This is a genomic window from Oceanobacter sp. 1_MG-2023 (assembly GCF_030689025.1).
GTDB lineage: Bacteria > Pseudomonadota > Gammaproteobacteria > Pseudomonadales > Oceanobacteraceae > Oceanobacter.
Genome location: NZ_JAUYWA010000010.1, coordinates 18347 through 44782, shown reverse-complemented (window position 1 = coordinate 44782; position 26436 = coordinate 18347). Strand labels below are relative to the sequence as shown.

General features: G+C 52.8%; 26 protein-coding genes. 18 read left to right on the top strand and 8 right to left on the bottom strand.

The window, feature by feature from the left end; all coding sequences use genetic code 11:
• Positions 1–20 precede the first annotated feature (20 nt).
• Genes Q8W22_RS08590 through Q8W22_RS08580 form a run of 3 tightly spaced genes read left to right on the top strand, consistent with a single transcriptional unit; the run spans position 21 to position 2855 of the window.
• On the top strand, positions 21–1349 hold the full coding sequence (locus tag Q8W22_RS08590) for a TRAP transporter large permease (RefSeq protein ID WP_305452080.1): 1329 nt from the start codon (positions 21–23) through the stop codon (positions 1347–1349).
• A gap of 36 nt (positions 1350–1385) precedes the next feature.
• A complete protein-coding gene (locus Q8W22_RS08585) occupies positions 1386–1865 on the top strand; it encodes a universal stress protein (RefSeq protein WP_305452079.1) in 480 nt (159 codons plus the stop codon).
• A gap of 27 nt (positions 1866–1892) precedes the next feature.
• Positions 1893–2855 (top strand): helix-turn-helix domain-containing protein, encoded by a 963-nt coding sequence (locus Q8W22_RS08580; RefSeq protein ID WP_305452077.1) that lies wholly within the window; start codon positions 1893–1895, stop codon positions 2853–2855.
• Positions 2856–2899: 44 nt separating this feature from the next.
• Here the strand turns inward: Q8W22_RS08580 and Q8W22_RS08575 are convergent, their stop codons facing one another.
• Positions 2900–3841, bottom strand: coding sequence for a LysR family transcriptional regulator (locus Q8W22_RS08575; protein WP_305415655.1), 942 nt, complete (start codon positions 3839–3841; stop codon positions 2900–2902).
• A gap of 408 nt (positions 3842–4249) precedes the next feature.
• On the opposite strand from Q8W22_RS08575, the gene Q8W22_RS08570 reads away from it, so the two are divergent.
• Positions 4250–4684: a universal stress protein gene (locus Q8W22_RS08570; protein WP_303433619.1), complete on the top strand. Its 435-nt coding sequence runs from the start codon at positions 4250–4252 to the stop codon at positions 4682–4684.
• Between the two features lie 30 nt (positions 4685–4714).
• On the opposite strand, the gene Q8W22_RS08565 is transcribed toward Q8W22_RS08570, so the two are convergent.
• Together Q8W22_RS08565 and Q8W22_RS08560 are read right to left on the bottom strand one after the other, a co-directional pair.
• Positions 4715–5290, bottom strand: a complete 576-nt coding sequence (locus tag Q8W22_RS08565; RefSeq protein ID WP_305452075.1) for a TetR/AcrR family transcriptional regulator — start codon at positions 5288–5290, stop codon at positions 4715–4717.
• 82 nt (positions 5291–5372) lie between these two features.
• Entirely contained in the window at positions 5373–5873 is a 501-nt protein-coding gene (locus Q8W22_RS08560) for a winged helix-turn-helix transcriptional regulator (protein ID WP_303433622.1), read from the bottom strand.
• Between the two features lie 241 nt (positions 5874–6114).
• On the opposite strand from Q8W22_RS08560, the gene Q8W22_RS08555 reads away from it, so the two are divergent.
• From Q8W22_RS08555 to Q8W22_RS08515, 9 genes are all read left to right on the top strand, one after another.
• On the top strand, positions 6115–7371 hold the full coding sequence (locus tag Q8W22_RS08555; RefSeq protein ID WP_303433624.1) for a D-amino acid dehydrogenase: 1257 nt from the start codon (positions 6115–6117) through the stop codon (positions 7369–7371).
• A gap of 167 nt (positions 7372–7538) precedes the next feature.
• Positions 7539–7922: a RidA family protein gene (locus Q8W22_RS08550; protein ID WP_303433626.1), complete on the top strand. Its 384-nt coding sequence runs from the start codon at positions 7539–7541 to the stop codon at positions 7920–7922.
• A 34-nt stretch (positions 7923–7956) separates the two neighbouring features.
• The gene (gene alr, locus Q8W22_RS08545) at positions 7957–9045 is read left to right on the top strand and encodes an alanine racemase (protein WP_305452074.1); all 1089 of its coding nucleotides are present in this window, start codon (positions 7957–7959) and stop codon (positions 9043–9045) included.
• Between the two features lie 265 nt (positions 9046–9310).
• On the top strand, positions 9311–10432 hold the full coding sequence (locus Q8W22_RS08540) for an extracellular solute-binding protein (protein ID WP_303433629.1): 1122 nt from the start codon (positions 9311–9313) through the stop codon (positions 10430–10432).
• 255 nt (positions 10433–10687) lie between these two features.
• Positions 10688–11356, top strand: a complete 669-nt coding sequence (locus tag Q8W22_RS08535) for an ATP-dependent zinc protease (RefSeq protein ID WP_305452073.1) — start codon at positions 10688–10690, stop codon at positions 11354–11356.
• Positions 11353–12882 (top strand): inactive transglutaminase family protein, encoded by a 1530-nt coding sequence (locus Q8W22_RS08530; protein WP_303433632.1) that lies wholly within the window; start codon positions 11353–11355, stop codon positions 12880–12882. The genes Q8W22_RS08535 and Q8W22_RS08530 overlap by 4 nt, the downstream gene beginning before the upstream one ends.
• Positions 12875–13927, top strand: a complete 1053-nt coding sequence (locus Q8W22_RS08525) for an alpha-L-glutamate ligase-like protein (protein ID WP_370693340.1) — start codon at positions 12875–12877, stop codon at positions 13925–13927. The genes Q8W22_RS08530 and Q8W22_RS08525 overlap by 8 nt, the downstream gene beginning before the upstream one ends.
• A 267-nt stretch (positions 13928–14194) precedes the next feature.
• Positions 14195–15085: an NAD(P)-dependent oxidoreductase gene (locus tag Q8W22_RS08520; protein WP_305415613.1), complete on the top strand. Its 891-nt coding sequence runs from the start codon at positions 14195–14197 to the stop codon at positions 15083–15085.
• 31 nt (positions 15086–15116) lie between these two features.
• The gene (locus tag Q8W22_RS08515; protein WP_303433635.1) at positions 15117–15860 is read left to right on the top strand and encodes a hydroxypyruvate isomerase family protein; all 744 of its coding nucleotides are present in this window, start codon (positions 15117–15119) and stop codon (positions 15858–15860) included.
• A 29-nt stretch (positions 15861–15889) separates the two neighbouring features.
• Here the strand turns inward: Q8W22_RS08515 and Q8W22_RS16670 are convergent, their stop codons facing one another.
• Together Q8W22_RS16670 and Q8W22_RS08505 are read right to left on the bottom strand one after the other, a co-directional pair.
• On the bottom strand, positions 15890–16306 hold the full coding sequence (locus tag Q8W22_RS16670) for a DUF1289 domain-containing protein (protein WP_368501384.1): 417 nt from the start codon (positions 16304–16306) through the stop codon (positions 15890–15892).
• A 185-nt stretch (positions 16307–16491) separates the two neighbouring features.
• Positions 16492–16701 carry a cold-shock protein gene (locus Q8W22_RS08505; RefSeq protein WP_303433637.1) on the bottom strand — a complete coding sequence of 70 codons (210 nt, stop codon included), beginning with the start codon at positions 16699–16701 and terminating at the stop codon, positions 16492–16494.
• A gap of 443 nt (positions 16702–17144) precedes the next feature.
• Here Q8W22_RS08505 and Q8W22_RS08500 point away from each other — a divergent pair, with 443 nt between their 5' ends.
• The gene (locus tag Q8W22_RS08500) at positions 17145–18029 is read left to right on the top strand and encodes a class I SAM-dependent methyltransferase (protein WP_305415614.1); all 885 of its coding nucleotides are present in this window, start codon (positions 17145–17147) and stop codon (positions 18027–18029) included.
• Here the strand turns inward: Q8W22_RS08500 and Q8W22_RS08495 are convergent.
• Positions 18017–18967: a bile acid:sodium symporter family protein gene (locus Q8W22_RS08495; protein ID WP_305452072.1), complete on the bottom strand. Its 951-nt coding sequence runs from the start codon at positions 18965–18967 to the stop codon at positions 18017–18019. The genes Q8W22_RS08500 and Q8W22_RS08495 overlap by 13 nt on opposite strands.
• Before the next feature lie 191 nt (positions 18968–19158).
• Here Q8W22_RS08495 and Q8W22_RS08490 point away from each other — a divergent pair, with 191 nt between their 5' ends.
• Positions 19159–19770: a flavin reductase family protein gene (locus Q8W22_RS08490; RefSeq protein ID WP_303433643.1), complete on the top strand. Its 612-nt coding sequence runs from the start codon at positions 19159–19161 to the stop codon at positions 19768–19770.
• A gap of 18 nt (positions 19771–19788) precedes the next feature.
• Here the strand turns inward: Q8W22_RS08490 and feoB are convergent, their stop codons facing one another.
• Both feoB and Q8W22_RS08480 read right to left on the bottom strand, forming a co-directional pair.
• Positions 19789–22089, bottom strand: a complete 2301-nt coding sequence (feoB, locus tag Q8W22_RS08485) for a Fe(2+) transporter permease subunit FeoB (RefSeq protein ID WP_305452071.1) — start codon at positions 22087–22089, stop codon at positions 19789–19791.
• Positions 22086–22322: a FeoA family protein gene (locus tag Q8W22_RS08480; protein WP_303433646.1), complete on the bottom strand. Its 237-nt coding sequence runs from the start codon at positions 22320–22322 to the stop codon at positions 22086–22088. The genes feoB and Q8W22_RS08480 overlap by 4 nt, the downstream gene beginning before the upstream one ends.
• 385 nt (positions 22323–22707) lie before the next feature.
• Between Q8W22_RS08480 and Q8W22_RS08475 the strand changes: the two genes are divergently transcribed.
• The 3 genes from Q8W22_RS08475 to nifN all read left to right on the top strand — a co-directional run bounded on the left by Q8W22_RS08475 (position 22708) and on the right by nifN (position 26421).
• A complete protein-coding gene (locus Q8W22_RS08475) occupies positions 22708–23166 on the top strand; it encodes a hypothetical protein (RefSeq protein ID WP_303433649.1) in 459 nt (152 codons plus the stop codon).
• 394 nt (positions 23167–23560) lie between these two features.
• Positions 23561–24988 carry a nitrogenase iron-molybdenum cofactor biosynthesis protein NifE gene (gene nifE, locus Q8W22_RS08470; RefSeq protein WP_305452069.1) on the top strand — a complete coding sequence of 476 codons (1428 nt, stop codon included), beginning with the start codon at positions 23561–23563 and terminating at the stop codon, positions 24986–24988.
• Complete coding sequence (nifN, locus tag Q8W22_RS08465; RefSeq protein ID WP_305452067.1) at positions 24985–26421, top strand: nitrogenase iron-molybdenum cofactor biosynthesis protein NifN; 1437 nt, start codon at positions 24985–24987, stop codon at positions 26419–26421. The genes nifE and nifN overlap by 4 nt, the downstream gene beginning before the upstream one ends.
• Positions 26422–26436: the final 15 nt, after the last annotated feature.

Below are 26436 nucleotides of genomic sequence, written 5' to 3'. Positions count from 1 at the left end.
TTCTATATTGGAACTCCCATATGATTGTCGCGCTGGTTGGCTTTTTTATATTATTGCTGTTGATTATTGTTGTACGTATTCCTATCGCCTTTGCCATGGGGGTGGTCGGCTTTTTCGGTTTCGCTTATTTACAAGGACTTGGGTTTGATAACCTGCTGGAGTTTCGCTGGACCAGTGCTTTGGCGATGGCATCCAACCGGGTTATTGATACAGCGCAGGAATACAGTCTGTCGGTCATACCGTTATTTATTCTGATGGGCAATCTGGTAACCAGCTCCGGTCTGTCGCAAGCGTTATATCGCGCTTCCAATGCTTTTCTAGGTCATCACCGTGGTGGCTTGTCGATGGCCACCGTGGTGGCTTGCGGTGGTTTCTCGGCGATTTGCGGTTCATCTCTGGCAACCTCGGCGACTATGGCCAAAGTGGCCATGCCCCCGATGCGCAAGTACGGCTATGCCGATTCTCTGGCAACGGCTTCAATCGCTGCCGGTGGCACGTTGGGGATTCTGATACCGCCTAGTGTGATTTTGGTGATTTATGGCTTGCTGACTGAAACCAGTATCCGTGAGCTGTTCGCCGCCGGTTTTCTGCCTGGTATGTTGGGTATTCTGTTGTACCTCGGGGCAGTCAAGTTTGTGGTGTGGCGTACTCCGGAAGCGGGTCCTTGCGGTGACAAACTGGATTGGAAACAGCGGCTGGAGGTGATGAAAGGGGTCTGGGGTGTGGTGATTCTGTTTACGCTGGTGATGGGAGGCATTTACCTCGGCGTGTTTACGCCGACTGAAGCGGCAGGGATTGGTGCTGGCGGTGCTTTTATTATTGCCTTGATGCGTCGCAGTCTGTCGTTCGGCTCACTGTTTTTGGCTCTCACGGATACCGGACGTACCAGCGCCATGTTGTTTATGGTGCTGATCGGGGCTTTGATTTTTTCCGATTTTATCAACCGTGCCGGTTTGCCCGCCGATTTGCTGACCTTTGTCTCGGCGTTGGATATGAGTCCGATGGGAGTGATTCTGGTGATTCTGGGTATTTATATTGTGCTTGGAATGGTGTTTGAAAGCTTGTCAATGATGTTGCTGACTGTGCCGATTTTTTTCCCGCTGGTGCAAAGCATGGGTTTTGATCTGGTGTGGTTCGGTATTGTGGTGGTAGTGGTCACCGAAATCAGTCTGATCACGCCTCCTGTAGGGATGAATGTGTTTGTGCTCAGTGCGGTGCTGCGTAATGTGAATCCGGCGACCATTTTCAAAGGGGTGACACCCTTCTGGTGTGCCGACATTGTGCGTCTGGCACTGATTGTCTTTATTCCAGCGATCGCCATGCTGTTGCCGGAATGGCTGTATCGCTGATGTCGTTTACCCTGATCATCCAACAGGAGGTGTCTTATGCTCTCTGGTGTTAAACGTATTTTGTACGCATCTGATTTGCAGGGGGGTTCGCGCCCGGCATTTCGCGCGGCAGTCAGCTTGTGTGGCCATTACCAATCGCACATTACCTACCTGCATGTGATCGAATCGCCGAGCCGTCAGGCTGACCGTCTGGCGCAGCAGCTCATGGCTCAAGATCCGTTGTTGCAGGACCTGCATGATGACAGCCTTGTTGCGGTGCGGGAGCAGATTCTGGCGCGGGTGGAGGATTTTTGCGCTGCGGAACTGGAGATAGACGAGCAGCTGCAAGTGGACCAGTTGGTTGCTCGTGTCGAAGAGGGGCGTGCGTGGCAAGAAATTCTTCGTGTAGCGGATGAAATTAAGGCCAGTGTGATCGTCATGGGGACTCGTCATGGACTCGGCAAAAAACTGTTGGGTTCAACTGCTGCCAAGGTGATGGAGCACAGTGTTCGGCCAGTACTGATCGTTCCTCTCTAAAAGGGTTGGATTACAATGGCATACGTTTTGACAGATTCACAACAGGGCCAGCCGATCCCCGGTATTTTGAGAAATGAAAGACGGCATTCATACCAGAATGATGTTTATCTTCAGACTGCTGTTGCGGTGCTGAGAGGGGATGCTGTTCCTTCTAATAATAGTCAGCCGCCGTCCAGGGATATGGTGGTCGTTGAGTATTTTGGGGGCCATGTTCTGATGACGTTTCAGGCTGTGGAATTGTCTTGTGATTGGGAAGTTCCGGCAGAGATGATTCAGATAGTTATCAGTCACAAAGGGTGTCATAAATTACGGTACGGCAATACTCTCTATCGATTGCATGCTGGTGAGGTGCTGCTGCTACATTCAGGTAGCTATAACGCACTGCTAGCTGATGATGAAGGTAGTTTCAGTATTTTGGTCGTACCGTTGGCTGAGCTTCGCGGGACGGCAATTGCGGGAAGTTGGTTGAACAATGAATTGCGGCGGGAGTTGTCGGTCAGTCAAGCTCCAGAACTGGAGCAATGGATACAAGTTATGACGCAGCCGTTGCGGCCAATAGACTTCTTCCGTGAACACATCCGTTTTCATCAGCTACAAGTTTGTCATGGATTGATACTGCAGCTGTATCATGGGCTGGGCTGCGAGATGATTACGACGCTGCCGTTGAGTGATACTGTGGTGGCTCAGTTACGTCGTGAAGTGCTGACCAGGCTGCATGAAGATGCAGATATTCCTGCTCTGGCAGTGGCCTGCAAGGTCAGTGTTAAGACTTTGTATAACCGCCTACGGTCTTCCTTGGATTGTACCCCCGGAGAGTTGATTCGCTTACTTAAAATCGAAGGTGTGTTTCGGGAGTTAAGTAACCGGCCTCGAACGGCAAGGAATGTGACGGAGGTGGTGATTCATTATGGTTTTTCTAACCTTGGGCGTTTTGCACAGCATTATCGCCAGCATATTGGTGAATTGCCTTCTGAAACCTTGCGTCGATGAGTCATAACTGGTTCTGCGCATCACCCAGACTGTGAATTTCAAACTCAGTAGGGCGCATCCGGTTTACCCTGTTGATGCAAGGATTGCACTGTCTGGATAAACAGAGTGCGTGCGCGGTTCGGCTGGCTGGTGCGTTTGCTGATCACGGCTGCGCCGAGGGAATAATGCCGGGTCTGTGGGCATATGGCGCGTAGTTGCCGGTCTTGTACGTAGGGGGCGGCAATATTTTCGGGTAGAAACGACGCATAGATACCGGACCGTATCAGGGCGACGCGGGTTTCGTAATGATAGGAAACCGCGGCAAGGTTCATGGCAGCGATTTGTTGATACACCTCTTCATGGGGTTGCAGTCCGGCATGAACCAGCGGAATGGCGTTGATCTGTGTGTTACTGATATGGCTGTCATCCTGATGAAACAGCGGGTGGCTGGCGCCGCAGTAGAGGTAGCAGCGGTCGCTGAACAAGTGGATATAATCCAGCCCTTCCAGTTGCCGGTGATAGGGAATAAAGGCCAGATCCAGTTCATCGTTGAGTACCTTGCGTTCCATCTCGATCATATGTGAGACGTCCACCGTTACTTCGACCGCGGGTGCCTGGTGGGCGTAGTGGTTGATGATGGCGGTGAACTGGCAGCGAGGGTCGTTGGCAAAAGAATCACTCAGTGCCACACGCAACTTGCCCGATGGCGTCGAACTGAGGTTGTTGATGGTGTTGCGGAAGCCTTCCAGCGCATCGAGTAGTTGTTGTGTTTGCTGGTAGATCACTTCGCCTTCTTTGGTCAGGGCGAATCCCCCTCGCCCCCGGCGACACAAGATCAGATTCAGTCGTGATTCCAGATTGGCAATGTGAATGCTGATGGTTGGGCGGCTGATATTCAGGAGGGTTTCGGCAGCACTGAAGCCGCCGCAGTCGGCAACGGCCTTGAATACCTTGAGTTGTCTGATTTCATAATCCCCCAGCTGGCCCAGGGCGTGTTTGATGGCCATTACAAAAGTGTGCCTCTGCGTCGGTATGGTCAGTACGGTACCTGGCAGCAGAATGTCAGGCGTATTTACATCATTATCATGGTGGGTTTGATGCATTGTGTCGTCAGGTCTTGTTACGGTGGCAAGCAAGCCTGCAACGCTGGTGTTACGGAATCTGGCAATGTGGATTATTCGCTATTCAGTAACGTCTACAGACTGATGAGAGTACAGTCCACCGCTGTTGATGTCACAGATTGGATACCTTGAATGCTTCTGTTCTGACGGCAAGGCATGATGCCAGCGGATATCAACATGGTTGTTAATACACCGTTATATCGTTTACTTGGCCTGTCAGTGTTGTGTGGCCGCATGATGTTACCGGTTGTGTTGTGGCCCCTGACAGGGTTTATGGATTAGGAAGAAGGGCTTATGTTTTACAAAGTATTGATTCCTGTGGATCTTGCCTATCCGCAGGAACTGCCGTTGTTGATTGAGGCGGCAAGAGAACTGACCAGTGACAATCCTCATGTGGATTTTATTTTTCTGTATATCGATGACAGCAAAGACAATAACGTGGTGGTGCTGTACCCGGACCAGCAATTTAACTCGTTGCGCCAACGTGATAACGAAGACAAGTTGCTGGCCTTGCTGCGTAATTTGATGCCAGCAACCCTGCATTACAGCAGTCGGGTTCGTCGTGGTGTGGTGCATCAAAAGATTCTTGAGGAAGCGGGTAGCCGCTATGCCGATATTATTGTGATGATGGCGCAGAAACCCGGTCAGGGTCGTTATAGTATCGGTTCGAATGCTGAGCGTGTGGTGCGTCATGCCAAGTGCAGTGTGATGGTGGTGCGAGAAGGCTAGTGCCTGTACCGCCCAGGTTGTCGGCCAGTTCTAGAGCAGGCGATGGCCAATACCGTTGTAGATCATATCTGCCAGTTGCTGCGCCAGTTCGGCTGGTTGCTGGCGGATGTTACCGGAGATAATGCCGGAAATAATGCCGATGGTGGCGGAGCCATAGAAGGTAGAAATCAGCAGGATATCATCTTCGCTGGGTGGTTCGTTGAAGCTGCGACTGGCCCCGCGGCGGAAGAAATCGGTGTTCTGGTTCAGGATCCGTTGCAGGGCCTGCTCTCCGGCCCGGCCGGACAATGCCAGTTGTAGCAGGGTATCGTCCGGGCAAAGGGTTTCCAGCAGATGCTGGATAAAGTCCACCAGGCGATCCGGTTCCGGGGTGCCTTCATCTTCGAGAAAGTTCTGGAACAGTTGCTCGCGCTGCGCCAGCCACTGTTCAATATGTTCAATGATAATGTCCTGGCGATTTTGATAATTGGAATAAAAGGTCGGGCGAGTGACACCGGCCTTGTCGGCAATTTGTTCAATGCTGATCTGTTCCAGAGGCCGCTTCTTGAGTAGCTCTGCCAGTGCATTTCTTAACTTTTTTCGACTTTTTTCTCTGCGAATATCCATCCCAAACCATCCTGCGTAGCGGGTAAAAACGGGTCTGTCGGTAGCAACTGTGTGGGGTTGTTGGCACGGGGCACAACCAGAATCAGCTTTGTTGCAGTTGTACCGGTAATTGGGCTGTTTCTTTGACTTCTTCCATAACAATGTAACTTCTGGAGTTTTTTACGCCGGGAAGGGTCAGTAACATATCGCCGAGTAAGGCTCGGTATTCGGACATGTCATTGATACGTGCCTTGATCAGGTAGTCGGCGTCGCCGGAGACAAGATGACATTCGAGTAAGTAAGGCAGGGTATCGACGGCCTGGTTAAAGCGCTGGAAGGCGTCTGGTGACTGGTAAGACAATGAAATTTCGACAAAGACCAGCATGCCGTAACCCATTAGCGCCGGGTTCAGCCGGGCGTAATAACCCTCGATATAACCGTCTTTCTCCAGGCGTTTGACGCGCTCGATACAGGGAGTGGAGCTGAGACTGACTCGTTCGGCCAGGTCAACGTAGCTGATGCGGCCTTCTTTTTGCAGTTCTTGCAGAATGCGGCGGTCGAGCCTGTCGAGTGGTTTGCGCTTGTAATCACTGGTGGCTGCCATCGGGCTGATCTCCCTGAAATCAGATTGTCATGAATGTTATTTATTCAGGGTTATCTTCTGAATAGTCTTTAATTTCCAGTGAAATATACTGTATTTGAGTAAATATTAAAGGCTTTTTCTATGATTTTATCGCTAGAATTTCACCATTAAACGCGGTGATGTTTTCCTGTCGGTGTTGCTATCGCAGCGCGGAATAACGCACCGGACTTTGTGATGCAGTGATCTTGTGGGGGCAGTCGTTATGAAAATTCTGGTGTTGGGCGCGGGTGTGTTGGGCGTCTCGTCTGCCTGGTATCTGGCCAAGTCTGGGCATGAGGTGACGGTGGTGGAACGCCGCTCTGGTGTGGCAGATGAAACCAGTTACGGTAATGCCGGCATGTTGTCTTATGGCTATTGCAACCCATGGGCAGCACCGGGTATCCCTTTTAAGGCGGTTAAATGGATGATGCAGGATCTGGCACCGATTATGGTCAGTCCATCGGCATTTAATGTCAGCACCTCGGCCTGGATGCTGAAGATGCTCGGCCAGTGTGGTGAAGATGCTTATCGCATTAACAAGAATCGTATGCTGCGTATCACGGAGTACAGCCGCATTTGTTTTGATCAGTTGCAGCAGGACCGCCCGATCCATTACGACCAGCGCCATCAGGGCACGGTTGAGCTGTTCCGGGATCAGGAAAAAATGGATTCCATCGGTGCCGACCTTGAGTCCCTGCGTGAGTGCGGTGTGGAGCACCAGGTGATTGATCATGCGACTTGTATCCAGCATGAACCGGCGCTGGCGAATGTTTCCCAGAAGTTTGTTGGTGGCTTGATGTTCCCGAACGACGGTACCGGTGACTGTCGCAAGTTTACCCAGGGGCTGGCGGCGGCTTGCCGTGACCTCGGGGTGATTTTCATGATGGATACCGAGGTCAAGGGACTGGAAGCGTCTGGTGGTGAAATCCATGGCGTCGTGACTTCCAAAGGACGTTTGACCGCTGATAAGTATGTGGTTGCGATGGGCAGTTATTCTCCGATGCTGATGAATCCATTAGGCATCAAGTTACCGATCTATCCGATCAAGGGCTACTCACTGACACTGCCATTGCTGGATGAAAGCAAGGCTCCCCAATCCACGGTGATGGATGAAGAGTACAAGGTGGCGGTGACTCGTTTTGATGAGCGTATCCGGGTTGGTGGTACGGCTGAGATTGCCTCCTTCGACCTGAGCCTGAAAGAAAGCCGTCGCAAGGCTGCGGATTTTGTTGTCAGCGATCTGTTTCCAGGGGCCGGGGATCTGGAGAAGGCCGAGTTCTGGTGTGGTCTGCGGCCAATGACACCAGACAGTGTGCCGATTATCGGTAAAACGCCGTTTAATAATCTGTATCTGAATACCGGTCATGGCACCCTGGGCTGGACCATGTCACAAGGCTCGGCACGTTTGTTGGCCGATATTGTGAATGAGCGTGATCCTGATATCAGCACCGAAGGCTTGTCAGTCCATCGCTATCTCTAGTCGCGCTCTGAGCGGGTATTTCCGAGCTGGCTCTGGCGCCGGTCTGCAGCAAGCAAGTTAACGGCCGTTACCTTGTTTTTACTGCGGCCGGTGGCTTTATGGCAGTACTATTTGTCCTGGTCGCCGGATGTTCGATCAGGCGACGTTCAATGAATAATGAGGTTTTTATGAGCAACAAGAAGATTATTGCAACCAATCAGGCTCCGGCTGCCATCGGCACTTACTCACAAGCCGTTCAGGTGGGCGATACGCTGTACATGTCCGGTCAGATTCCGCTGGACCCTGCCACCATGGAAATGGTGACCGAGTCGTTTGAAGCTCAGGCTGTACGGGTGTTCGAGAACCTGAAAGCGGTAGCTGAAGCGGCTGGTGGTTCTTTGAATGATGCCGCCAAGCTGACCATTTTGCTGTCGGATATGGATTTCTTCCCGCAAGTGAATGAAGTGATGGCGCGTTATTTTGATGAGCCATATCCCGCTCGTGCGGCGTATGCCGTAAAGGCGCTGCCAAAAGCAGCTGATATTGAAGTTGAGGCGATTCTGGCGCTGTAACCAGCCGCTGATCGTCACTGTGGAGTAGTTATACATGTCTCGTCCTGCGCAGGCCCGGATTCGTCTGGATCATATTATTGCCAACTACCAGTTGGCGTGTTCATTACATCCCGCCGGTCAGGCGTTGGCAGTGGTCAAGGCGGATGCCTATGGTCATGGCGCTGTCCCGGTGGCTCAGGCACTGGCTCCTTACGCTCCGGCGTTTGCGGTGGCCTGTATTGAGGAGGCGCTGGAACTGCGTGCGGCGGGAATTACTCAGCCGGTCTTGTTGCTGGAAGGTTTTTTCAGCAATGACGAATTACCGGTGATCGCCGAACAGAATTTCTGGACCGCAGTTCATCGGTACGACCAGATCCAGGCGCTGGCAGCGACTCGTGTCGCTGAACCGCTGCATATCTGGTTGAAGGTAGATACCGGCATGCATCGCCTGGGGTTTGCGCTGGATGAGGTGGCTGATGTGAGTCGGCAGCTGTTGGCCTTGCCCCAGGTGGGGCAGGTCACATTGATGACCCACTTTGCCAATGCCGATACCCGGGTCACCCCCGGTATTGATGTACCGACTCAATTGACGGGTCTGACTGAAGTTGCTCAGGCGCTGGGTCTGGATATGAGTGTGGCCAATTCGGCGGCACTGATGGTGCACCCGATGGCGCACAAGCAGTGGCAGCGGCCAGGTATCATTCTTTATGGTGCTTCACCATTGGATTTTGATAACCAGACTGCGTTGCAGTTACAGCCTGCGATGTCGCTGGTTACCGAGGTGATTGCGACCCGCTGGGTTCAGAATGGCGACAGTGTCGGCTACGGCAGTCGTTTTGTGGCAACCAAACCAACCCGGATCGGGACGATTGCGATGGGTTATGCTGATGGGTATCCACGTCAGGCAGAAGAGGGGACGCCGGTGATCGTGAACGGTCAGCGCACGCGTCTTCTGGGTCGGGTGTCGATGGATATGATGACCGTTGATTTGACCGATGTGGACGGTGCGGCGGTAGGTAATGCCGTTGAACTATGGGGCTCTCAGCTGGATGCCAATGAAGTGGCCGCTCATTGCGATACCATTTCCTATCACCTGTTTACGGGTGTTACCCGACGTGTCCCACGTATTTATTTGACCAGTTAAAAACCCTGTTGCAGCGCAAGTTGGCTCTCTGGCAGCCAACGGCTTGCGGCTTGGCGGCTTCCTGTCCCCGGCCTTTTCTGGCCAGGGGAAGTATCTACCCTCTAGGGGGTATGTCTTTTTACCTGCCTGAGCCACAACACTTGGCTCCGGGTGGATAGAGGTCAAGTGCTGTGGTGTTGTAATCACACCGCTTGATCCTCTCTCTGTTCCATCTCTTGGTGCTATGCCAGCACCGGTAAAAACGATGAACCATGGAATAAAAATCATGATGCTAGCGAGATTGGCCGGTTGGCTGTTGGTGTGCGCTTTGTCATTGGGCGGATTGGCTGTACAGGCCCAGGAAGAAACACCAGTGTTACGGGTGTTGAACTGGAGTGATTATATTGAACCGGGTGTATTGGAAGCTTTTGAGAAAGAATTCAATATCGAGATAGATTACGTCGAGTTCGACAGTCTGGATAAGTTCGCTACCTTGTATTTTGATGATCGTCAGCAATTTGATCTGATTTTCCCACCCAGCCGTATCATGAACACGCTGGCTAGCAAGTCGCTGGTTCGGCCTCTGATGACTCAGCAGCTGCCGGACTGGGATTCATTGCGTCCGGATATTCTGAGTGACTACAGCCAGCAGGATGACGGTGTCTTGAACGGCGTGCCGTATATGTGGGGGACGACCGGATTGGGCGTGAACCGCAAGGCGCTGGCGGAGCTGGGCCTGGCTGATTATGAAAATTCCTGGGCCTTGCTGTTTGATCCGGATGTGCGGCAAAAAGTGGCCCAGTGTGGTATCGGGTTGCTGAATGAGCGGGATGAGATTTTTGCGGCAGCGCTGTCGTATCTGGGGTATTCCGTCAACAGTCTGAGTAAAGAGCAGCTGCAGCAGGCTGGTCAATTGCTGAAAGATTCGTTGGGTGAGGTCAGCTATTTACACACAACCCAGTATCTGGATGACCTGGCCAGCGGCAAGATCTGTGTGGCTGTGGGGTATTCCGGTGATTTGCTGACAGCGGCAGCGGGCAATGCCGATTTGTCGTATTTTATTCCCCGGGAGGGGGCGGCGTTATGGATTGATGTGATGGCGATTCCGACCAACGCCAATTCGCCAGAGTTGGCGTACCAACTGATCCGTTTCCTGATGCGAGGTAACATCGCTGCAAAGAATTCCAACTATCTGGAATATCCCACCGCGATGGCATCGGCTAATCGTTTTGTGGAGCCGGAGATCCTGAACAATCCGGTGATCTATCCGGCCATGGCTCAATTGCATGAAATGGAAGCACTGGCCCCCCGAGGCCGCAGCAGTAGCCGGGTGATGCAGCGCTTATGGGTGGATGCCATTTGTGCCCGGGGTAACTGGTGTTCGGTGCCGATGAGCTCGATGTTCTGAGGCAAATATTTTGTGAAATAAAAACCGTACCGCGCGTGTGATACTGGCCAGCGGGTGGGCCAACGGTTATTTATGACAGTCTGGGTAACAGTAGAACGCAACTTTATCCGCCTTTATGGTTCAATACTGGATTTTTGTGCGGTGGAGTAGTTCTGTATGTCCAGCTGGGTCAGGCGGGTAGGGTTGATAGCGATGATCGGTGGGCTCTTGTCCGCTTGCAGTCATTGGCCGGGGCCTGAGCATCGAGCCGTTAACATGGCGGCGATTGAAGAGGTGGTTGCTCGACATAATCCGGATATTGACTTGAGCTGCCCTGAGCTGGATCCGGTGCTGGCCGGGCAGCAGGAGCAACAGGCCCAGCTGAAGGCATTACAGCGGCAGGTGCGGCGCCTGACCGCCGCTAACCCGGCTCCGGTCAGCTGTCCAACCACTGGTGCTGAGACCACAACTGATACCCATACTGATAAGCTGGTCGTCGGCGCCACCGAATGGATTTATCTCACTCCGCCAGGGCATCATTATCGTGCCCGCGTTGACAGTGGTGCGGCGACGTCGTCACTGAGTGCTCGCAATATCACCCGCTTTGAACGTAACGGTCAGCCCTGGGTGCGATTTCTGCTACAACACGATGATGAATCGGAACCCTGGAAGATCGAAGCCAAACTGGTACGCAACGTGTTGATCCGGCAGGCGTCAAATGCCGATCTGGATCGGCGGCCGGTGGTGGAGTTGACGGTGCACCTGGGGCAACAACTACAGCAAAAAGCTGAATTCTCATTGGCTGATCGCTCGCAAATGACATATCCGATTTTGCTGGGGCGATCATTTCTGCAAGATGTCACCTTGATTGATGTTGGGAAAAAATTTCTATTGGGTAAATATCAGCCCGATTTGCAGATACCTGTTGTGAGTGAAGAGCAATGAACGGATCTCGCTGGCCTTATATTGCATTGATACTGCTGCTGTTAAGTGCAGGAATTGCACAGATTCTTCATCGTCACTGGGTGTATGACGTGCCCCTGCTACCAGGGAAATCACAAGTGGTCTGGTCGGTTGAAGCCCGGGTTGAGCTCAGTACTGACGGTGATCCGGTGCGGGCTGTTCTGGCTCGGCCGTCCAATCAGCCCGGATTTATGCTGCTGCGTGAAAGTGGTGCCTCTCCCGGTTATGGCTTGAATTTTATCGATGGGGGCAATCCGGTTGCCGAGTGGACCAAGCGTACCGCCAGCGGGCGGCAGACCTTGTTCTATCGTGCGGATGTGCTGGAAAGTGATGCTTACGAATTGATGCCAGAGCCAGCACCGGCGGTAACGGAAAGCAGCTGGCCGGAACCTTACGCCAGTGCCGTGGGGCAATTGCTGGCGCTGGCACATCGGACGTCAGCGGATAATTTCAGTCTGGCGCGAGAGTTACTGAAAGCTTTTGCAGCGGAACCTCGTGCCCAGCATGTGGAGTTGTTGATCAGTGAATTTGATCAGAGCCTGCCGCAGTTGCTGGTGGACATGCTCAACAAGGCGGGTGTGCCAGCACGGCTGGTATATGGCCTGCGCTTGCAGGACGGTCGTCGACAACAGCAGCTGTTGCCTTATATTCGGGTCTGGCAAGACAACCGCAGCCAGGTGTTTGATATCCCCTTACAGGCCCGCAACCCGGCCTTGTTTGATCGGAATGCGCCGCTGCTGCTGTGGGAGCAGCGCGGGGAACCGGTGCTGGAAGTGTCGGGTGGTTATGATTCGCAGGTGCGTTTTGCCATGATTCGGCGCGAGGAGTCGACCTTTGCCAGTGTGGCCAACCGGTTGTCGGATCAGCACGAGTTACTGAATTTTTCCATACACAGTCTGCCGGTAGAAGAGCAGGCCATGTTCAAGACCATTCTGCTGTTGCCGATAGGGGCGTTAGTGGTGTGTCTGTTGCGCATTCTGGTGGGCATCCGTACTTCGGGTACTTTTATGCCGGTACTGATTGCGGTGGCCTTTATTCAGACCTCATTGGTTACCGGGCTGGTGGGATTCCTGCTGGTGGTGGCTACCGGACTGGTGATTCGCAGTTACCTGTCGCGCCTTAACCTGCTACTGGTGGCGCGTATATCGGCGGTGATTATTACGGTGATTGCCATTATCGGCTTGTTCAGTGTGGCATCTTACAAGTTGGGTCTGACCGAAGGTTTAAAAATCACTTTCTTCCCGATGATTATCCTGTCGTGGACGATTGAGCGGATGTCGATTCTGTGGGAAGAAGAAGGCGGCAGAGAAGTGATGCGTCAAGGCGGAGGCAGCTTGCTGACCGCGGTTGTTGCCTATTGGGCAATGAGTGACCCGCTGATACGCCACCTGACGTTTAACTATATTGGTGTGCAGTTGGTGATTCTGGCACTGGTATTGATGCTGGGCACCTACACTGGCTATCGCCTGTTGGAGTTACGTCGTTTTGTGGCGCTGCGCCATGAGTAAGCTGGCGTTTCGGCCGCTTTGGCAGGCACTGCGGCGACGCTTGATGCTGCCGTTGCAATTGCATCAGGCAGGGGTTCTGGGCATGAATGCCCGTAATCGTTTGTATATCAGCCGTTATAATCCACGTACGTTGTACCCACTGGTGGATAACAAATTAAAAACCAAGCGCCTGGCAGAGCAGGCGGGCATTGCGGTACCAGAGTTGATTGGCACGATTCAGTCACAACATGAAGTCGAGACATTGGGGCAGCAGTTATCCGGAATCCCGGCTTTTGTGATCAAACCGGCCAAAGGCTCTGGCGGTAAAGGAATTGTGGTTGTTCAGAGCTGTGAGGGGGATTATTGGGTGCGGGCCAATGGCAGTCCGATTATGCTGAGTGAGCTCAAGCGCCATGCCTCCAACATTCTTGCCGGCCTCCACAGTCTGGGCGGATCACCGGATGTCGCCATTATTGAGCGTTGCATCCAGTTTGATGACTCCTTGCAACGGTTTTCCTATGAAGGGGTACCGGATGTCCGGGTGATTGTCTGTCGTGGTTATCCGGTGATGGCGATGACCCGATTGGCGACCCGAGCCTCGGATGGCAAGGCCAACCTGCACCAGGGTGCCGTCGGTGTCGGTCTTGGGCTGGCAAATGGACAGGCGTTACATGGAGTACAGAATGGCCTGCCTATGATGCAACATCCGGATACCCAGGAGAAGCTGTCAGAGCTGTTTATTCCCCAATGGCAAGATCTGCTGGTACTGGCCGCCCGTTGTTATGACATGACCGGGTTGGGTTATCTCGGTGCCGATATTGTTATCGATCGCCAGCATGGCCCGTTATTACTGGAGCTAAACGCGCGTCCGGGGCTGGCGATACAGCTGGCGAATGGTGCCGGGCTATTGCCTCGCTTGAAAGTTATTGATGCATTAGCTGCTGCAGATTTGCAGCGCCCGGCAGAAGAGCGGGTGGCGCTCTGTCAGCAGTGGTTCGGTGCTGGTCATCCAGGCGCCGCCTGCGGTATGGAAGATCACTTCGAATCAGGTACCGATAGACTGTAACATGCAGCAGGTACAAGCACATGACACACGGCTGAATGGCCTGTGGATCAGGCGGTAGCGTGAGTATGCCGGATGAACAAAGAGGTTGATTGTTCCGGCTTGTGATTGTTGAGTGCGGGTCGATCCGACGGCTGTCAAGAATGTTGAAAAGGGTCCTTTGACCGACACTGTTTTCAGATCAAGTCTGCTGATAATAATCCGTTGGAAGCGGGTTTAAACTCGATAAGTCTTTGATAGTATTGATGGTTATTTTTCGAGGATGAGGCAGTGAAGATCGGATTTGTCGGGCTGGGTCTCATGGGTACCCCTATGGTGTTACGGCTGCTACAGGCTGGCTATTCCGTACGGGTCTGGAACCGAACGCCTGAAAAAATGGCGACAGTGGTAGCAGCAGGTGCCCAGCAAGCGACATCGGTAGCAGAACTGACACAACAATGTGATGTGTTAATGGTCTGTGTCACCAATACCAGTGCCGTTCGTGATATTGTTTTTGGCCCCCAGGGGGTGACTGCCACCGGACGTCAAGGTCAGGTGTTGGTGGATTTTTCCAGTATTGCACCACAAGCAACCCGGGAAATGGCCACAGAACTCAGCTCTTGCTGTGGTATGAATTGGGTTGATGCTCCGGTATCCGGTGGTGTTGCTGGTGCCGAGCAGGGCACATTGGCAATGATGGCCGGTGGTGATGGAGCCGTTATAGATCAACTGCGGCCTGTCCTGGCTGTGCTGTCGCGGCAACTGACCCATATGGGAGCAACCGGTACCGGGCAGGTTGCCAAGATTTGCAACCAGATGCTGGTCAGCTGCAATGTGCTGGTGATGGCGGAGGTTTTTGCCCTGGCAGAGCAGGCCGGCGTACAAACATCGTTATTGCCGCAGGCTTTACAGGGGGGCTTTGCGGATACGACACCACTGCAACTGACGGGCCCGAAAATGGCAGTCCGCGATTTTGACAATATCAAATGGCGGGTCAACACTTTACTCAAGGATATGAATATGGCCAGTGATCTGGCGCAGTCGTTGGGTAGCGCCGTGCCGATGGCAGGGCTGGGCGTTGAATTATTACGCCAACACGCAGGTAGAGGGTTTGGAGAGCAAGATCCTGCTACATTGATTCACTTGTATATGGAGATATTGTCAGGTGAAGACAAGCGCTAATTTATCCACTTTATATACAGAATTACCCTTTATGAAACGGTTTACCGCAGCTCGTCGGGATGGCTTCCGAGCGGTTGAAATCCAGTTTCCGTATGACTATCCGATCGCTGATCTCAAGCGCCAGTTAAGTGACAACGACCTTGAATGTGTACTGATCAATGTGTCGGCTGGCGATCTGTTGAAGGGCGGCGAAGGCCTGGCCTGTGTGCCGGGCAAAACAGCAGAATACGCAGCAGCGGTTGTTGAATGCCTGTCGTATGCCCGAGCCTTGAAAATTCCTACCGTGAATGTGTTGCCAGGGCGCTGTCGCCATCCTGAGCGTCGCGATGAATATATGGCGACCTTTCTCCGCAATATGCAGGTAACCGCCGACAGCTTTGCTCCATTTGGTATTACCACGACATTTGAAGCGATTAACCGTTTTGATATGCCCGATTTTCTGGTCTGCACCGGGCGGGAAATGCTGGCCATTATGGTGGAACTGAAGCACCCCAACATCAAGGCCCAGTTCGATATTTACCATATGTCGCGTATGGGGGTGGATGTGGCTGGCTTTATCCGTCGTCATGGCCACAAGATTGGTCATATTCAGTTTGCCGATATGCCTGGCAGGCAGGAGCCTGGTACCGGGCGTGTCAAATTTGATGAAGTATTTGCTGCGATCGAGAACAGTCATTATGACGGCTGGGTTGGGGCGGAGTATCGACCCAGTCGGGCAACCTCGACGACTCTGGACTGGATGGCTCGATTTGAAGCCCTGCGCTTGCCGGGCTGAATCCGGGTCAGATAAGGCGCCGGTGCTGTTTATTCCGTAGCAGATGGCTTCTGGCCATCAAACAGCCCAATCTGACTGGCTTGCTGCGGTGTGGTTCTGGAGGCGCGCTCCAGTGGTGGAGTCTCAGCCTCTACGGCGGGAGTCGGTATTGTGTGTGTATCATCCTGATACAAATTTGTCGCGCTGCTGGCGCTGGCAAACAGATCCTTTTGCGGAGTCTCTTCTGGCTGCGTTGCATCGACCGGTCGTGCTCGTCCTGCTGTTAATTTCAGACGGCGGCGTTCGCATAGATTGATAATCAGCTGTTTTTGAAAATGGGTGAAGTCATTCCAGTGGAAACGTTCCTGTCGGCTGCGTAGGCAACCCTTGCAGTATCCCTTGTTATTCACCGTACAGATGCCGCGGCACGGATTGGGAATGTCGAACAGTTCGCCTTGGTCAATCATGGGGACAATGCGTCACTGAGAATGGCTGGAGAGCGTGGTATGCGAGATAGAAAAGAGGGGTCTGCTGAAGCCAGAGGCTTCAGCGGACTTTTGGCCAGCGAATCTTGAAGGGTGACACGCCTGGTGAAAACACAAAGGGTGACCAAACAGATAACAGGGCCATGGCCGTAGAACGGCCCAGGATGTTACAGAGGGTTGACGTTTTCAGCCTGAGGACCTTTTTGACCCATGGTTACTTCCATGGTCACTTTTTGGCCTTCCTGCAGTGACTTACGGCCTGCACCGTTGATAGCACTGTAGTGAACAAAAACATCTTTACCAGATTCTTGCTCAATAAAGCCGAATCCTTTCTCATCGTTGAACCACTTAACAGTGCCCTGAACTTGATCTGCCATTTGTATTTCCTGAAATTGATGTTGGCCAAAGCCAATTTAATGCGATTTTGCTGGCACTGCGCTACTGGCCGTTCATCCGGTGAGCAATCAATGCCGATATCGACCAGTATCCTGCACACATTGGGTGAATTTGGAGCACTCGCCAATAGAGCTTGAAACGACAAGCTCACCGTCATAGTAGCTCAGTAAGTTCTGCTGACCAAGGACTGATGCAAAATAGTTGGCCATGAATTGAGCCTGAATTGAGAGATTGTCTATCAGAGGAATCTGATTGGCTCAAATTGCCTTGGATTATTGTCTTTTTAGCAAGATAATTGCCAGAATTGCAGCAGAAATGTCTTGTTTATCATGCCTTGGTCGCTGCCTCTCTGGGGTTACACGACAGGCTTTTGGCCTTGTTGCCGTGACCGCTTAAATGGATCGATCCGGATAAAACAGCCTTTATGATTCCTGATTTTCGTTTGCCAGTATCAAAAGAAGCCCAGCGCTTGTTTCATGGCCGGGGTCATAGTGAACCCGGTTTCGAACACATCAATATCGATTGGTATGCTCCTCTGCTGCTGGTGACTGTCTATCGGGAGCCGGCAGACGGCTGGATCGAGCAGTTGTCACGTTGGCTGATCGCCACTCTGCCCCAGGCCGAAGTCATCGGGATACAGTACCGCTGTCGTCCTATGGCACCGATGGAGGCGGTGGTGGGTGAATTGCCTTCCCGTCTGGAGGTGACTGAGCATGGCTTGCGTTATGAACTCAGTTTTGGCCAGTTCCAGAATACCGGCCTGTTTCTGGATATGGCCAATGGCCGTCGTTGGGTCATGGAGCACAGCGCGGGCAAACGGGTATTGAATCTGTTTGCCTATACCTGCGGTTTTTCAGTGGCTGCCGTCGCCGGAGGGGCGCAGCGAGTGGTGAATGTTGATATGAGTCGCCGGGCGTTGGCGATTGGCCGAGAGAATCATCGCCTCAACGGTCATGATCTTGGGGGAGTGGTATTTGAAGGCGTGGATATTTTTCGCTCATTCGGACGCCTGAAAAAACATGGCCCATACGATCTGGTCATCGCCGATCCTCCGACCTTCCAGAAAGGCAGTGTCGATATTCGCAAGGACTATCCCAGGTTATTACGTCGTTTGCGGGAAATGCTCGCCCCTTCTGCCGAGTTGCTGCTGTGTCTGAATGCCCCGGAACTGGGGGAAGCGTTCTTGCGTCAGCAAGTGGCTGATGAATGCCCGGAGTGGCGCTATATCGAGCGCTTGCCGAATCCGTCCGCCTTTATTGAGGTGGATGAAACGGCAGGGCTCAAGGTCTTACGCTATCAGTCGGAGTGACAGCGTTTGGCCGATTGTAGCTGGCGAATCCGGCGACGGGTCTGCCAGCTCCAGAACGACGCCAGCAAGGCACCACTGATGTTATGCCAAACGCTGAACAGAGCGGCGGGCAAAGCAGCCAGTGGGGTAAAGAACTGCAGTGCCAGTGCCGCCCCCAGCCCGGAATTTTGCATGCCGACCTCGATTGCTATGGTGCGGCATTCGACTTCGGTAAACCCGCGCCAGCGCGCCAGTCCATAACCCAGCGCTGTGCCCAGCAGGTTGTGTAGCATCACCGCCAGTAAGGTCATGACGCCTACGGTGGCGATTTCATCGGCATTAAGGGCAACCACAATGGCAATAATCGCGAGGATGGCAATGGTCGCAGCATTGGCCAGGTGTTTATTGACGGCCTGACGGAGTTCCGGCAGGTAATGGCTGACAGCAATCCCGGCGACAATGGGTAAAATAACGATTTTGGCCATGGTGAGCAGAATCGCCAGAATATCGATGCTGACACTCTCTGCGGCATAGAAAACCAGCAACCAGGGGGTGAGCACTACTCCCCATAGGGTCGACAGCAGTGTCATGCTGACCGACAGGGCAACGTCACCACCGGCCAGGTACGTCATGACATTGGAGGCGGTGCCGCCAGCGCAGACTCCTACCAGAATCACTCCCAGTGCAACCTCTGCTGGCAGGGCCAATAGATGCACCAGTAACCAGCCCAGTAGCGGCATCAGTAAATACTGCAGGGTGACCCCCATGGCAACGGGTTCCGGCTTGCGCAAGATACGGCGGAAATCCTGCACTCTCAGCGTTAGCCCCATACAAAACATAATAAACATCAGTAAGGGAATCACTGCGCCGCTCCAGCCCAGTAACGGTTGTGGGTCGCTCCAGGCCAGCCAGCTGACGGCGATAGCAAGGAGAGGAAAGACACTTTGTAATGACAGCATGCTGTGTACCTGAGTAACGCTGATTCAGAAGTCGCGACCATATCAGGAATCCTGGTATGGGTCTTGGTGACAGACGTGTTGCAAGGTGCCATTCTGCCGGTGTAAACCCGTCCGGCAGCGGTTTGCTGCCGGGCTTATGGCTCATTGTTCTGTTGTATTTACCTTATCGCTGCGACCAGAGTGGATCTGACATGATTATTGATTTTGCCGGGATAGAAGCATCACAACGCTATTTTTTAATGACCCAGGCGATACTGCCGCGTCCTATCGCTTGGGTAATGACCCGCAATCCTTCCGGTAGCCTGAACCTGGCACCGTATTCTTTTTTTGCGCCGGTTTGCTCGAACCCGCCAACCCTGGTGGTTTCGATGGGACAAAAGCCGACAGGGGTGGAAAAAGACAGCTATGAAAACTTGCGCAGAACAGGCGAGTGCGTGGTGCATATTCCCCGTGTTGCTGATCTGGATGCCGTGAATGCCAGTTCCGCAACATTGGCTCTGGGAGACAGTGAGGTCGATCAGTTGGGGTTGGCGGTGACTGGATTTGTTGCTGGCGGTTTGCCGAGGCTGGCCGATGTTCCCCTGGCTTTCGCCTGTCATTACCAGCAACAAGTTGATCTGGGGCCGGGACCACAGCATCTGGTGTTTTTGCAAGTAGATCAGCTTTACGCCGATGAGGCGGTGCTGGAGACCGTCAAACAGAGGCAGCAAATCAATGCTGAAGCCCTGGATCCATTAAGCCGTCTGGGCGGCAAGGACTATGCCGGATTGGGCGAGCTGCTCAGCCGGGTCAGACCCGGCTGAGCATTCAGATAACCAGGCTCAGTTGATTTGGACAATGGGAATCAACAGCGCGTCGCGGCGTTTGCCGTGCCGCCGCATCAGCATTAAACAACCGGCAATAAAGCCCAAACAGCCGAGCGACCAGAGAGCGGAGCTGAGAGGGTGGCTGGGGCTGCTACCAATCTGGTACACCAGAACAGCGGCAGTGTACGCCAGGCCGGTACTCCAGCCTGCAACAAACAGCATCCACTTGATACCGGCCTCCCGCACCATGGCGCCCAGAGTGGCAACACAAGGTGTGTACAGCAAGACAAAGACCAGATAAGAGAAAGCAGCCAGCTGGCTACCAAACAGCACTTCCATCGCGCTGAAGGTACCGGAGTGTACACCTTGTTCTTCAGCCTGGTCGGCCCCGATCAGATTCAGTCCCAGGGGGTCGAGCAGGTTGTTGGCAACGTCAGCCAGGTTGGCAGGAATGGTTTGCAGGGATTCCAGTAATAACCCTGGTAAATAGTACGGACGATCATCTTCTTCGATGTCCGGGGTATACAGGGCGTCCAGCGTACCAACGACGGCTTCCTTGGCAAAAATACCGGTAATGATACCAACGGTTGCAGGCCAGTTATCCTGCTGAACTCCCATGGGCGACAATACCGGAGTAGCTACCCGGGCAATGCCAGACAATACCGATTTTTCGTTATTCTGATTGCCGAAGGAACCGTCCGTACCGATGGAGTTGAGAAAGCTCAGTACAGTAACAACAATAATAATGGTTTTACCGGCTCGCATTGAAAAAGACTTCAGGCGCTCCCAGGTTTTAATCAATACACCTTTGGCTGTCGGGATATGGTAGGCCGGCAGTTCCATAACAAACGGGGTTAATTCCGGTTTGAACAGAGTGTTCTTCAAGGCCAGCCCGGTAATCAGGGCCATGGCGATACCTAATATATAAAGCGAAAACACCATTGTGGCACCGTTGTCAGCAAAAAAGGCCGCGGCGAACAGGGCGAATACCGACAGTCGGGCACCACATGACATAAAGGGAGCCATGGCAATGGTCAATAAACGATCTTTATGGGTATCCATTGTTCGGGCTGCCATTACGGATGGCACGTTACAGCCGAAGCCAACGATAAGCGGTACAAACGATTTTCCGGGCAGCCCAACCGCACGCATCAGACGATCCATAACAAAGGCGGCCCGCGCCATATAGCCTGAGTCTTCAATAATGGATAAAAACAGGTATAAGCCGCCGATAATCGGAATAAAGGTGGCAACCAGCTGGATGCCGCCACCAAGGCCGTCGGAGATCAGGGTGATAAGCCATTCCGGAGCCGATATGGCATGCAGCAGATAGCGACTGCCTTCAACAAAAATGGCAGAGGATGCCATGTCAAAAAAGTCAATAAAGGCACCGCCAAAATTAATGGCGAAAGTAAACATCAAATACATGACACCGAGAAAGAAAGGGATACCAAGAAAACGGTTTACTACCCAGTTGTCGATACGTTCCGTTAAGGATTGTCCGGTGTGATGCAGGCTGATGACCTGGTGGGTTAAACGCCGGATAGATTCAAAACGGGAATTGGCGATCAGGACATCAATGGGCTGGCCCTGTTGCTTTTCAATACGCTGACGCCAGTCGGTCGCCCGTTGCACAAAGGCATCCCGATAGGCTTCTCCGATATTGGCGCTGGCGTGAAAATCACTTTCCAGCGCCTGGGCAGCCATCCAGCGGGGGTTTGACAGGGTTTGTCCGGACACTTCGATCAGCTCATCCAGAGCCGTCTGGATCTCACCAGAGACTTTCCACATGGGGGTTGGCACGGCCGCATGCTGGAGTGCATGGCCGATTACACGGCGTAATTCTTCAATACCATCGCCGGTAGATGCAATAATCGGCACCACTGGTACGCCCAATAATGTCGAGAGTTGCTGGGTATCGACATGTATGCCTTCCCGTTCGGCGACGTCGAGCATATTGACGGCGCAGACAATGGGGACACCCATATCAAGTAATTGGGACGTCAGGTAAAGATTACGTTCCAGATTCGAGCCATCAAGAATATTGATAACCAGATCGGATTCGCCGCCGATGACAAAATCACGGGCGATTTGTTCATCAAGGGACAGGTCGTCATCCTGGCAGTCGAGTGCGTAAGTACCAGGCAGGTCAACCAGCGTTTGATACTGCTCGCGAATCAGTACGATACCTTCCTTGCGTTCAACCGTGACCCCTGGCCAGTTGCCTACTTTTTGACGCGCCCCGGTCAGCTGGTTGAACAGGGTCGTTTTACCGCAGTTAGGGTTGCCAATCAGGCCGATTACAGCAGGTTTCACGTAATACTCTCCACCAAAAGAATGCTCGCCTCTTGTTTACGCAGGCTTACCGATGTGCCACGAAGCAGGATCTGAACGGGGTCACCAAGAGGGGCGACACGGCGGACTTCAATCTCGGCGCCAGGAACAACACCCAGTGCCAGTAGTTTGCGGCGGAACTGGGCTTCTGTCGCGGCGAATCCGGTTACTCGTACATGTTCACCCATACCTACCTGATCCAGTGTCATGGTCATAGAATTTTCCGTCCGAACGAAGCTCAAGGAGAAAAATGATAATGTGTATCATTTTGATGGGCAAGTGCTGTTTGCATGGTTTGCTGTTGTTGGATCAATTCAGCGGCTCGTATTATCTGCCAATATGGGTGGAACTTTTCTGGCGTCAATAAACTCATTCGATATTTTCTAAGCGGGAACTAATAATAAAATAAATAGGCTGGTCGTCTGGATTAAATAGGATATTTTATTACATATTCGGTGTAGAGTTCTGACAGTGGCGGGTCTATACTGGCGTTAACACTAACCAAAACACATAGAATGTACCAATGCACATGCCAGATTATGATTTTCAGGGTCATTCGGGCGATTTTCTATGTGTTGCCATACCATAGCCGAGGTGAATGTGAGCATTCTGGATAACGATATCGATAAGAAAATTCAGCTGCATCAACAAAAAATTGTTGAACTTGAGCAGATGAAAAAAGAGCACGAGAAGAAACTCAAGGGTCTGGAGGCATTCGATGTCGAGATCAAGCGTTTGTGCGAGCAAAATGATTTGTCTGAGTCTGAGCTATATATTGCCCGTTCAGAACAAATTGAGAAATGGATTCTGGAAATGTCTCGCGAGGAATCACCATTAGCTATCTACAATAGCCTGCTCAAACATTTTGAGCGTGCTGCAGCGCGTGGTAGCAAACGAGAAAAGAAAGTGGTTCAAGCGAAGCCAAAACTGGAAGTTGGTACTTATCGTAATCCAAACACTGATGAGAGCGTTGACAAAATCAAACGTAATCCTCGTCTGTTGGATCAATGGATCGCAGAGTACGGTATTGATACTGTAAAATCCTGGAAAGAATCTTGATATAAGTGGGCAGCGGATATATTCGCTGCCCATTGTTTTTATTATCCACCGTAATATCCCTTCCTGATTCCATGTTTGATGACGATGGTAATTCCATACCTTGTATCACATGGCCCTGAAACATTGCCTCTGAAACACTGCCCCTGTGCACATGTCCCAGAACGTTACTTTGGCGCTCCGATGTCCTTGGTAGGTGAACGACTACCGCCGGTGACACGCTTACGGTTGCCTGCCTGTCATTGTCATATCCCCTCCAATCGTTTTGTCTTGTTGTGTTTGCTACATCGTGGCTTGCTAATTAATCCATTTAAATCAATAAGTTAGGTGGTGGCCTCTGGTTTGCAGCTGGTTTTTTGGAACGCTAAAGACACCGATGCGCAGATGAGGGCAAAGCATGAAAGCCAAAGACATTGCCGAGTTGATGGACGAGCCAGCTTGTGAACACAACAAGAAGGAAAAGTCTGGATGTGCCAAGCCCAAGCCCGGTGCTACAGACGGCGGTTGTGCATTTGATGGTGCCCAGATTGCCCTGCTGCCAATTGCCGATGTCGCTCATGTGGTGCATGGCCCAATCGCGTGTGCCGGTAGCTCCTGGGATAACCGGGGTACCCGTTCCAGTGGCCCCACCCTGTATCGCATCGGCATGACCACCGATCTGACCGAGCAGGACGTGATCATGGGACGTGGTGAAAAACGTCTGTTTCACTCCATCAAACAGGCTGTCGAAGATTACAACCCACCTGCCGTATTTGTGTACAACACCTGTGTACCGGCTCTGATTGGTGATGATGTCGATGCCGTTTGCAAAACGGCCGAGGCCCGTTGGGGAGTACCGGTGATTCCTGTTGATGCCGCTGGTTTTTACGGCACCAAGAATCTGGGGAACCGCATCGCTGGTGATGCCATGGTCAAATATGTGATCGGGCATCGTGAGCCTGAACCATTACCGGAGTCGGTACAGCGTCCCGGTATCAAGGTGCACGACGTTAATCTGATTGGCGAATACAACATTGCCGGTGAGTTCTGGTACGTCTTGCCGTTGCTGGACGAGCTGGGTATCCGAGTGCTGTGTACCTTGTCCGGTGATGCCCGTTTCCATGAAGTGCAGACCATGCATCGTGCCGAAGTCAACATGATGGTGTGTTCAAAGGCGATGCTGAACGTGGCGCGCAAGCTTCAGGAACGTTTTGGTACCCCCTGGTTTGAAGGTAGCTTTTACGGCATTACCGATACCTCACAGGCCTTGCGTGATTTTGCACGGTGTATCGGTGATGACGACTTGAGCCAACGCACAGAAGCCCTGATCGAACGGGAAGAGCAGCGCATCCGTAAAGCACTGGAACCTTGGCGTCAACGGCTGGACGGCAAGCGTGTGCTGCTCTACACCGGCGGAGTGAAATCCTGGTCTGTTATTTCAGCACTGCAGGATCTGGGTATGAAAGTGGTCGCTACCGGTACCAAAAAATCCACTGAAGAAGATAAGGCCCGCATCCGTGAGTTGATGGGGGATGACGTCAAAATGCTGGATGAGGGCAACCCCAAAGCCCTGTTGACCACTGTGCGGGATTATCAGGCCGATATTCTGATTGCCGGTGGTCGCAATATGTATACCGCCCTGAAAGCCCGTATCCCGTTTCTGGATATCAACCAGGAGCGTGAATTTGGCTATGCCGGCTATGACGGCATGCTGGAGCTGGTACGGCAGTTGGCGCTAACGATAGAAAGCCCGGTGTGGCAATCGGTTCGTCGGCCAGCACCGTGGGAAGCTACTGCCAGCCAGGGTGATCTGTTATCGGTACAGGAAGCGGGGGCAGGATTATGAATAATATTGTCAAGATGGCACCAGGCCAGTCTGGCGTGATTAAAAAGCGTAAAAAAGCGCTGTCGGTCAGCCCACTGAAAACCAGTCAGACGGTTGGTGGGGCACTGGCGGTATTGGGTGTTGCACGCGCGGTGCCGCTGATGCACGGCTCCCAAGGCTGTACCGCATTTGCCAAGGTATTTTTTGTGCGCCACTTTCGCGAGCCGGTGCCACTACAAACTACCGCCATGGATCAGGTCAGCTCGGTAATGGGGGCCGACGACAATATTGTCGAAGCGCTAAAAGTGATCTGCGAAAAAAGTGCCCCCGCATTGATTGGCCTGGTGACAACCGGCCTGGCAGAAACCCAGGGAGCTGATATCAAGCGCGCCGTCGGGGAATTCCGGAAACAGTACCCCCAGTTTGTTGGCACGGCCGTGACCGCGGTGAATACCCCCGACTTCAGTGGATCTTTTGAAAGTGGTTTTGCGCTTACCGTTAAAGGGATACTGCAAACCCTGGTGCCTGAAGTCGACCCCGAGGCACCGCGTGCCGGTTTGCGTCACAAACAGATCAATGTCCTTTGTGGTGCCAATTTGTCACCAACCGACCTGGAATTTGTCGCCGAGAGTATCGAAAGCTTTGGATTACGGCCGCTATTGATTCCGGATTTGTCCGGCTCTCTGGATGGCCATCTGGCCGATGAGCCTTTCAGCCCGGTCACTACCGGTGGGGTCACTGTTGCTGATATCGCTACGGCTGGTGAAAGTCTGGCCACACTGGCTGTTGGCGAAAGCTTGCACAGCTGTGCCCAATGGCTGGAAAAACACACGGCAGTACCGACACATTGTTTTGGTCATTTGATGGGGCTGGAAAGCGTCGATCAGTGGTTCCACACCTTGTCGCAACTCAGCGGCCGGCCAGTACCTGAACGCTGGGTGCGTCAGCGCAAACAGCTGCAGGATGCCATGCTGGATACCCATTTTATGCTGGGACTGTCACGGGTGGCGATAGCCTCCGACCCGGACATGCTGACCGGTTTCACGCGTCTGCTACAAGGCATGGGAGCTGAGGTAGTGACCGCCGTAGTACCGACTCAGGGACCGGCCTTGAAAACCTTGCACGATGTACCTGTGCAAGTTGGTGATCTGGAAGACCTGGAAATGGCTGCTGCCGCGTCCGGGGCACAGCTTCTGCTCACCAACAGTCATGGTGCCGAGAGTGCCGAGCGACTGGGTATCCCGCTGTTCCGGATTGGCTTTCCCCAATACGACGTGGTGGGAGGCTTTCAGCGCTGCTGGTTTGGTTATCGCGGTACCAGCCAGGCGCTGTTTGATCTGGCTAATCTTGTCTTGAGTCAGCATCACGAGCTGGAGCCATATCATTCCCGTTATTCGCAAAAACACGATGCTGTACCAGCCGGGTCATACCCTGGTGATGTCTCGTCTCATTGAGTCGCTGATCAGTAA

Excerpts from the sequence above, each read along its gene's own strand:
- Q8W22_RS08590 (WP_305452080.1), top strand. The coding sequence starts at position 21 with ATGATTGTCGCGCTGGTTGGCTTTTTTATATTATTGCTGTTGATTATT.
- Q8W22_RS08585 (WP_305452079.1), top strand. The coding sequence starts at position 1,386 with ATGCTCTCTGGTGTTAAACGTATTTTGTACGCATCTGATTTGCAGGGG.
- Q8W22_RS08575 (WP_305415655.1), bottom strand. The coding sequence starts at position 3,841 with ATGGCCATCAAACACGCCCTGGGCCAGCTGGGGGATTATGAAATCAGA.
- Q8W22_RS08570 (WP_303433619.1), top strand. The coding sequence starts at position 4,250 with ATGTTTTACAAAGTATTGATTCCTGTGGATCTTGCCTATCCGCAGGAA.
- Q8W22_RS08565 (WP_305452075.1), bottom strand. The coding sequence starts at position 5,290 with ATGGATATTCGCAGAGAAAAAAGTCGAAAAAAGTTAAGAAATGCACTG.
- Q8W22_RS08560 (WP_303433622.1), bottom strand. The coding sequence starts at position 5,873 with ATGGCAGCCACCAGTGATTACAAGCGCAAACCACTCGACAGGCTCGAC.
- Q8W22_RS08555 (WP_303433624.1), top strand. The coding sequence starts at position 6,115 with ATGAAAATTCTGGTGTTGGGCGCGGGTGTGTTGGGCGTCTCGTCTGCC.
- Q8W22_RS08550 (WP_303433626.1), top strand. The coding sequence starts at position 7,539 with ATGAGCAACAAGAAGATTATTGCAACCAATCAGGCTCCGGCTGCCATC.
- alr (WP_305452074.1), top strand. The coding sequence starts at position 7,957 with ATGTCTCGTCCTGCGCAGGCCCGGATTCGTCTGGATCATATTATTGCC.
- Q8W22_RS08540 (WP_303433629.1), top strand. The coding sequence starts at position 9,311 with ATGATGCTAGCGAGATTGGCCGGTTGGCTGTTGGTGTGCGCTTTGTCA.
- Q8W22_RS08535 (WP_305452073.1), top strand. The coding sequence starts at position 10,688 with ATGGCGGCGATTGAAGAGGTGGTTGCTCGACATAATCCGGATATTGAC.
- Q8W22_RS08530 (WP_303433632.1), top strand. The coding sequence starts at position 11,353 with ATGAACGGATCTCGCTGGCCTTATATTGCATTGATACTGCTGCTGTTA.
- Q8W22_RS08525 (WP_370693340.1), top strand. The coding sequence starts at position 12,875 with ATGAGTAAGCTGGCGTTTCGGCCGCTTTGGCAGGCACTGCGGCGACGC.
- Q8W22_RS08515 (WP_303433635.1), top strand. The coding sequence starts at position 15,117 with ATGAAACGGTTTACCGCAGCTCGTCGGGATGGCTTCCGAGCGGTTGAA.
- Q8W22_RS16670 (WP_368501384.1), bottom strand. The coding sequence starts at position 16,306 with ATGATTGACCAAGGCGAACTGTTCGACATTCCCAATCCGTGCCGCGGC.
- Q8W22_RS08505 (WP_303433637.1), bottom strand. The coding sequence starts at position 16,701 with ATGGCAGATCAAGTTCAGGGCACTGTTAAGTGGTTCAACGATGAGAAA.
- Q8W22_RS08500 (WP_305415614.1), top strand. The coding sequence starts at position 17,145 with ATGATTCCTGATTTTCGTTTGCCAGTATCAAAAGAAGCCCAGCGCTTG.
- Q8W22_RS08495 (WP_305452072.1), bottom strand. The coding sequence starts at position 18,967 with ATGCTGTCATTACAAAGTGTCTTTCCTCTCCTTGCTATCGCCGTCAGC.
- Q8W22_RS08490 (WP_303433643.1), top strand. The coding sequence starts at position 19,159 with ATGATTATTGATTTTGCCGGGATAGAAGCATCACAACGCTATTTTTTA.
- Q8W22_RS08480 (WP_303433646.1), bottom strand. The coding sequence starts at position 22,322 with ATGACCATGACACTGGATCAGGTAGGTATGGGTGAACATGTACGAGTA.
- nifE (WP_305452069.1), top strand. The coding sequence starts at position 23,561 with ATGAAAGCCAAAGACATTGCCGAGTTGATGGACGAGCCAGCTTGTGAA.
- nifN (WP_305452067.1), top strand. The coding sequence starts at position 24,985 with ATGAATAATATTGTCAAGATGGCACCAGGCCAGTCTGGCGTGATTAAA.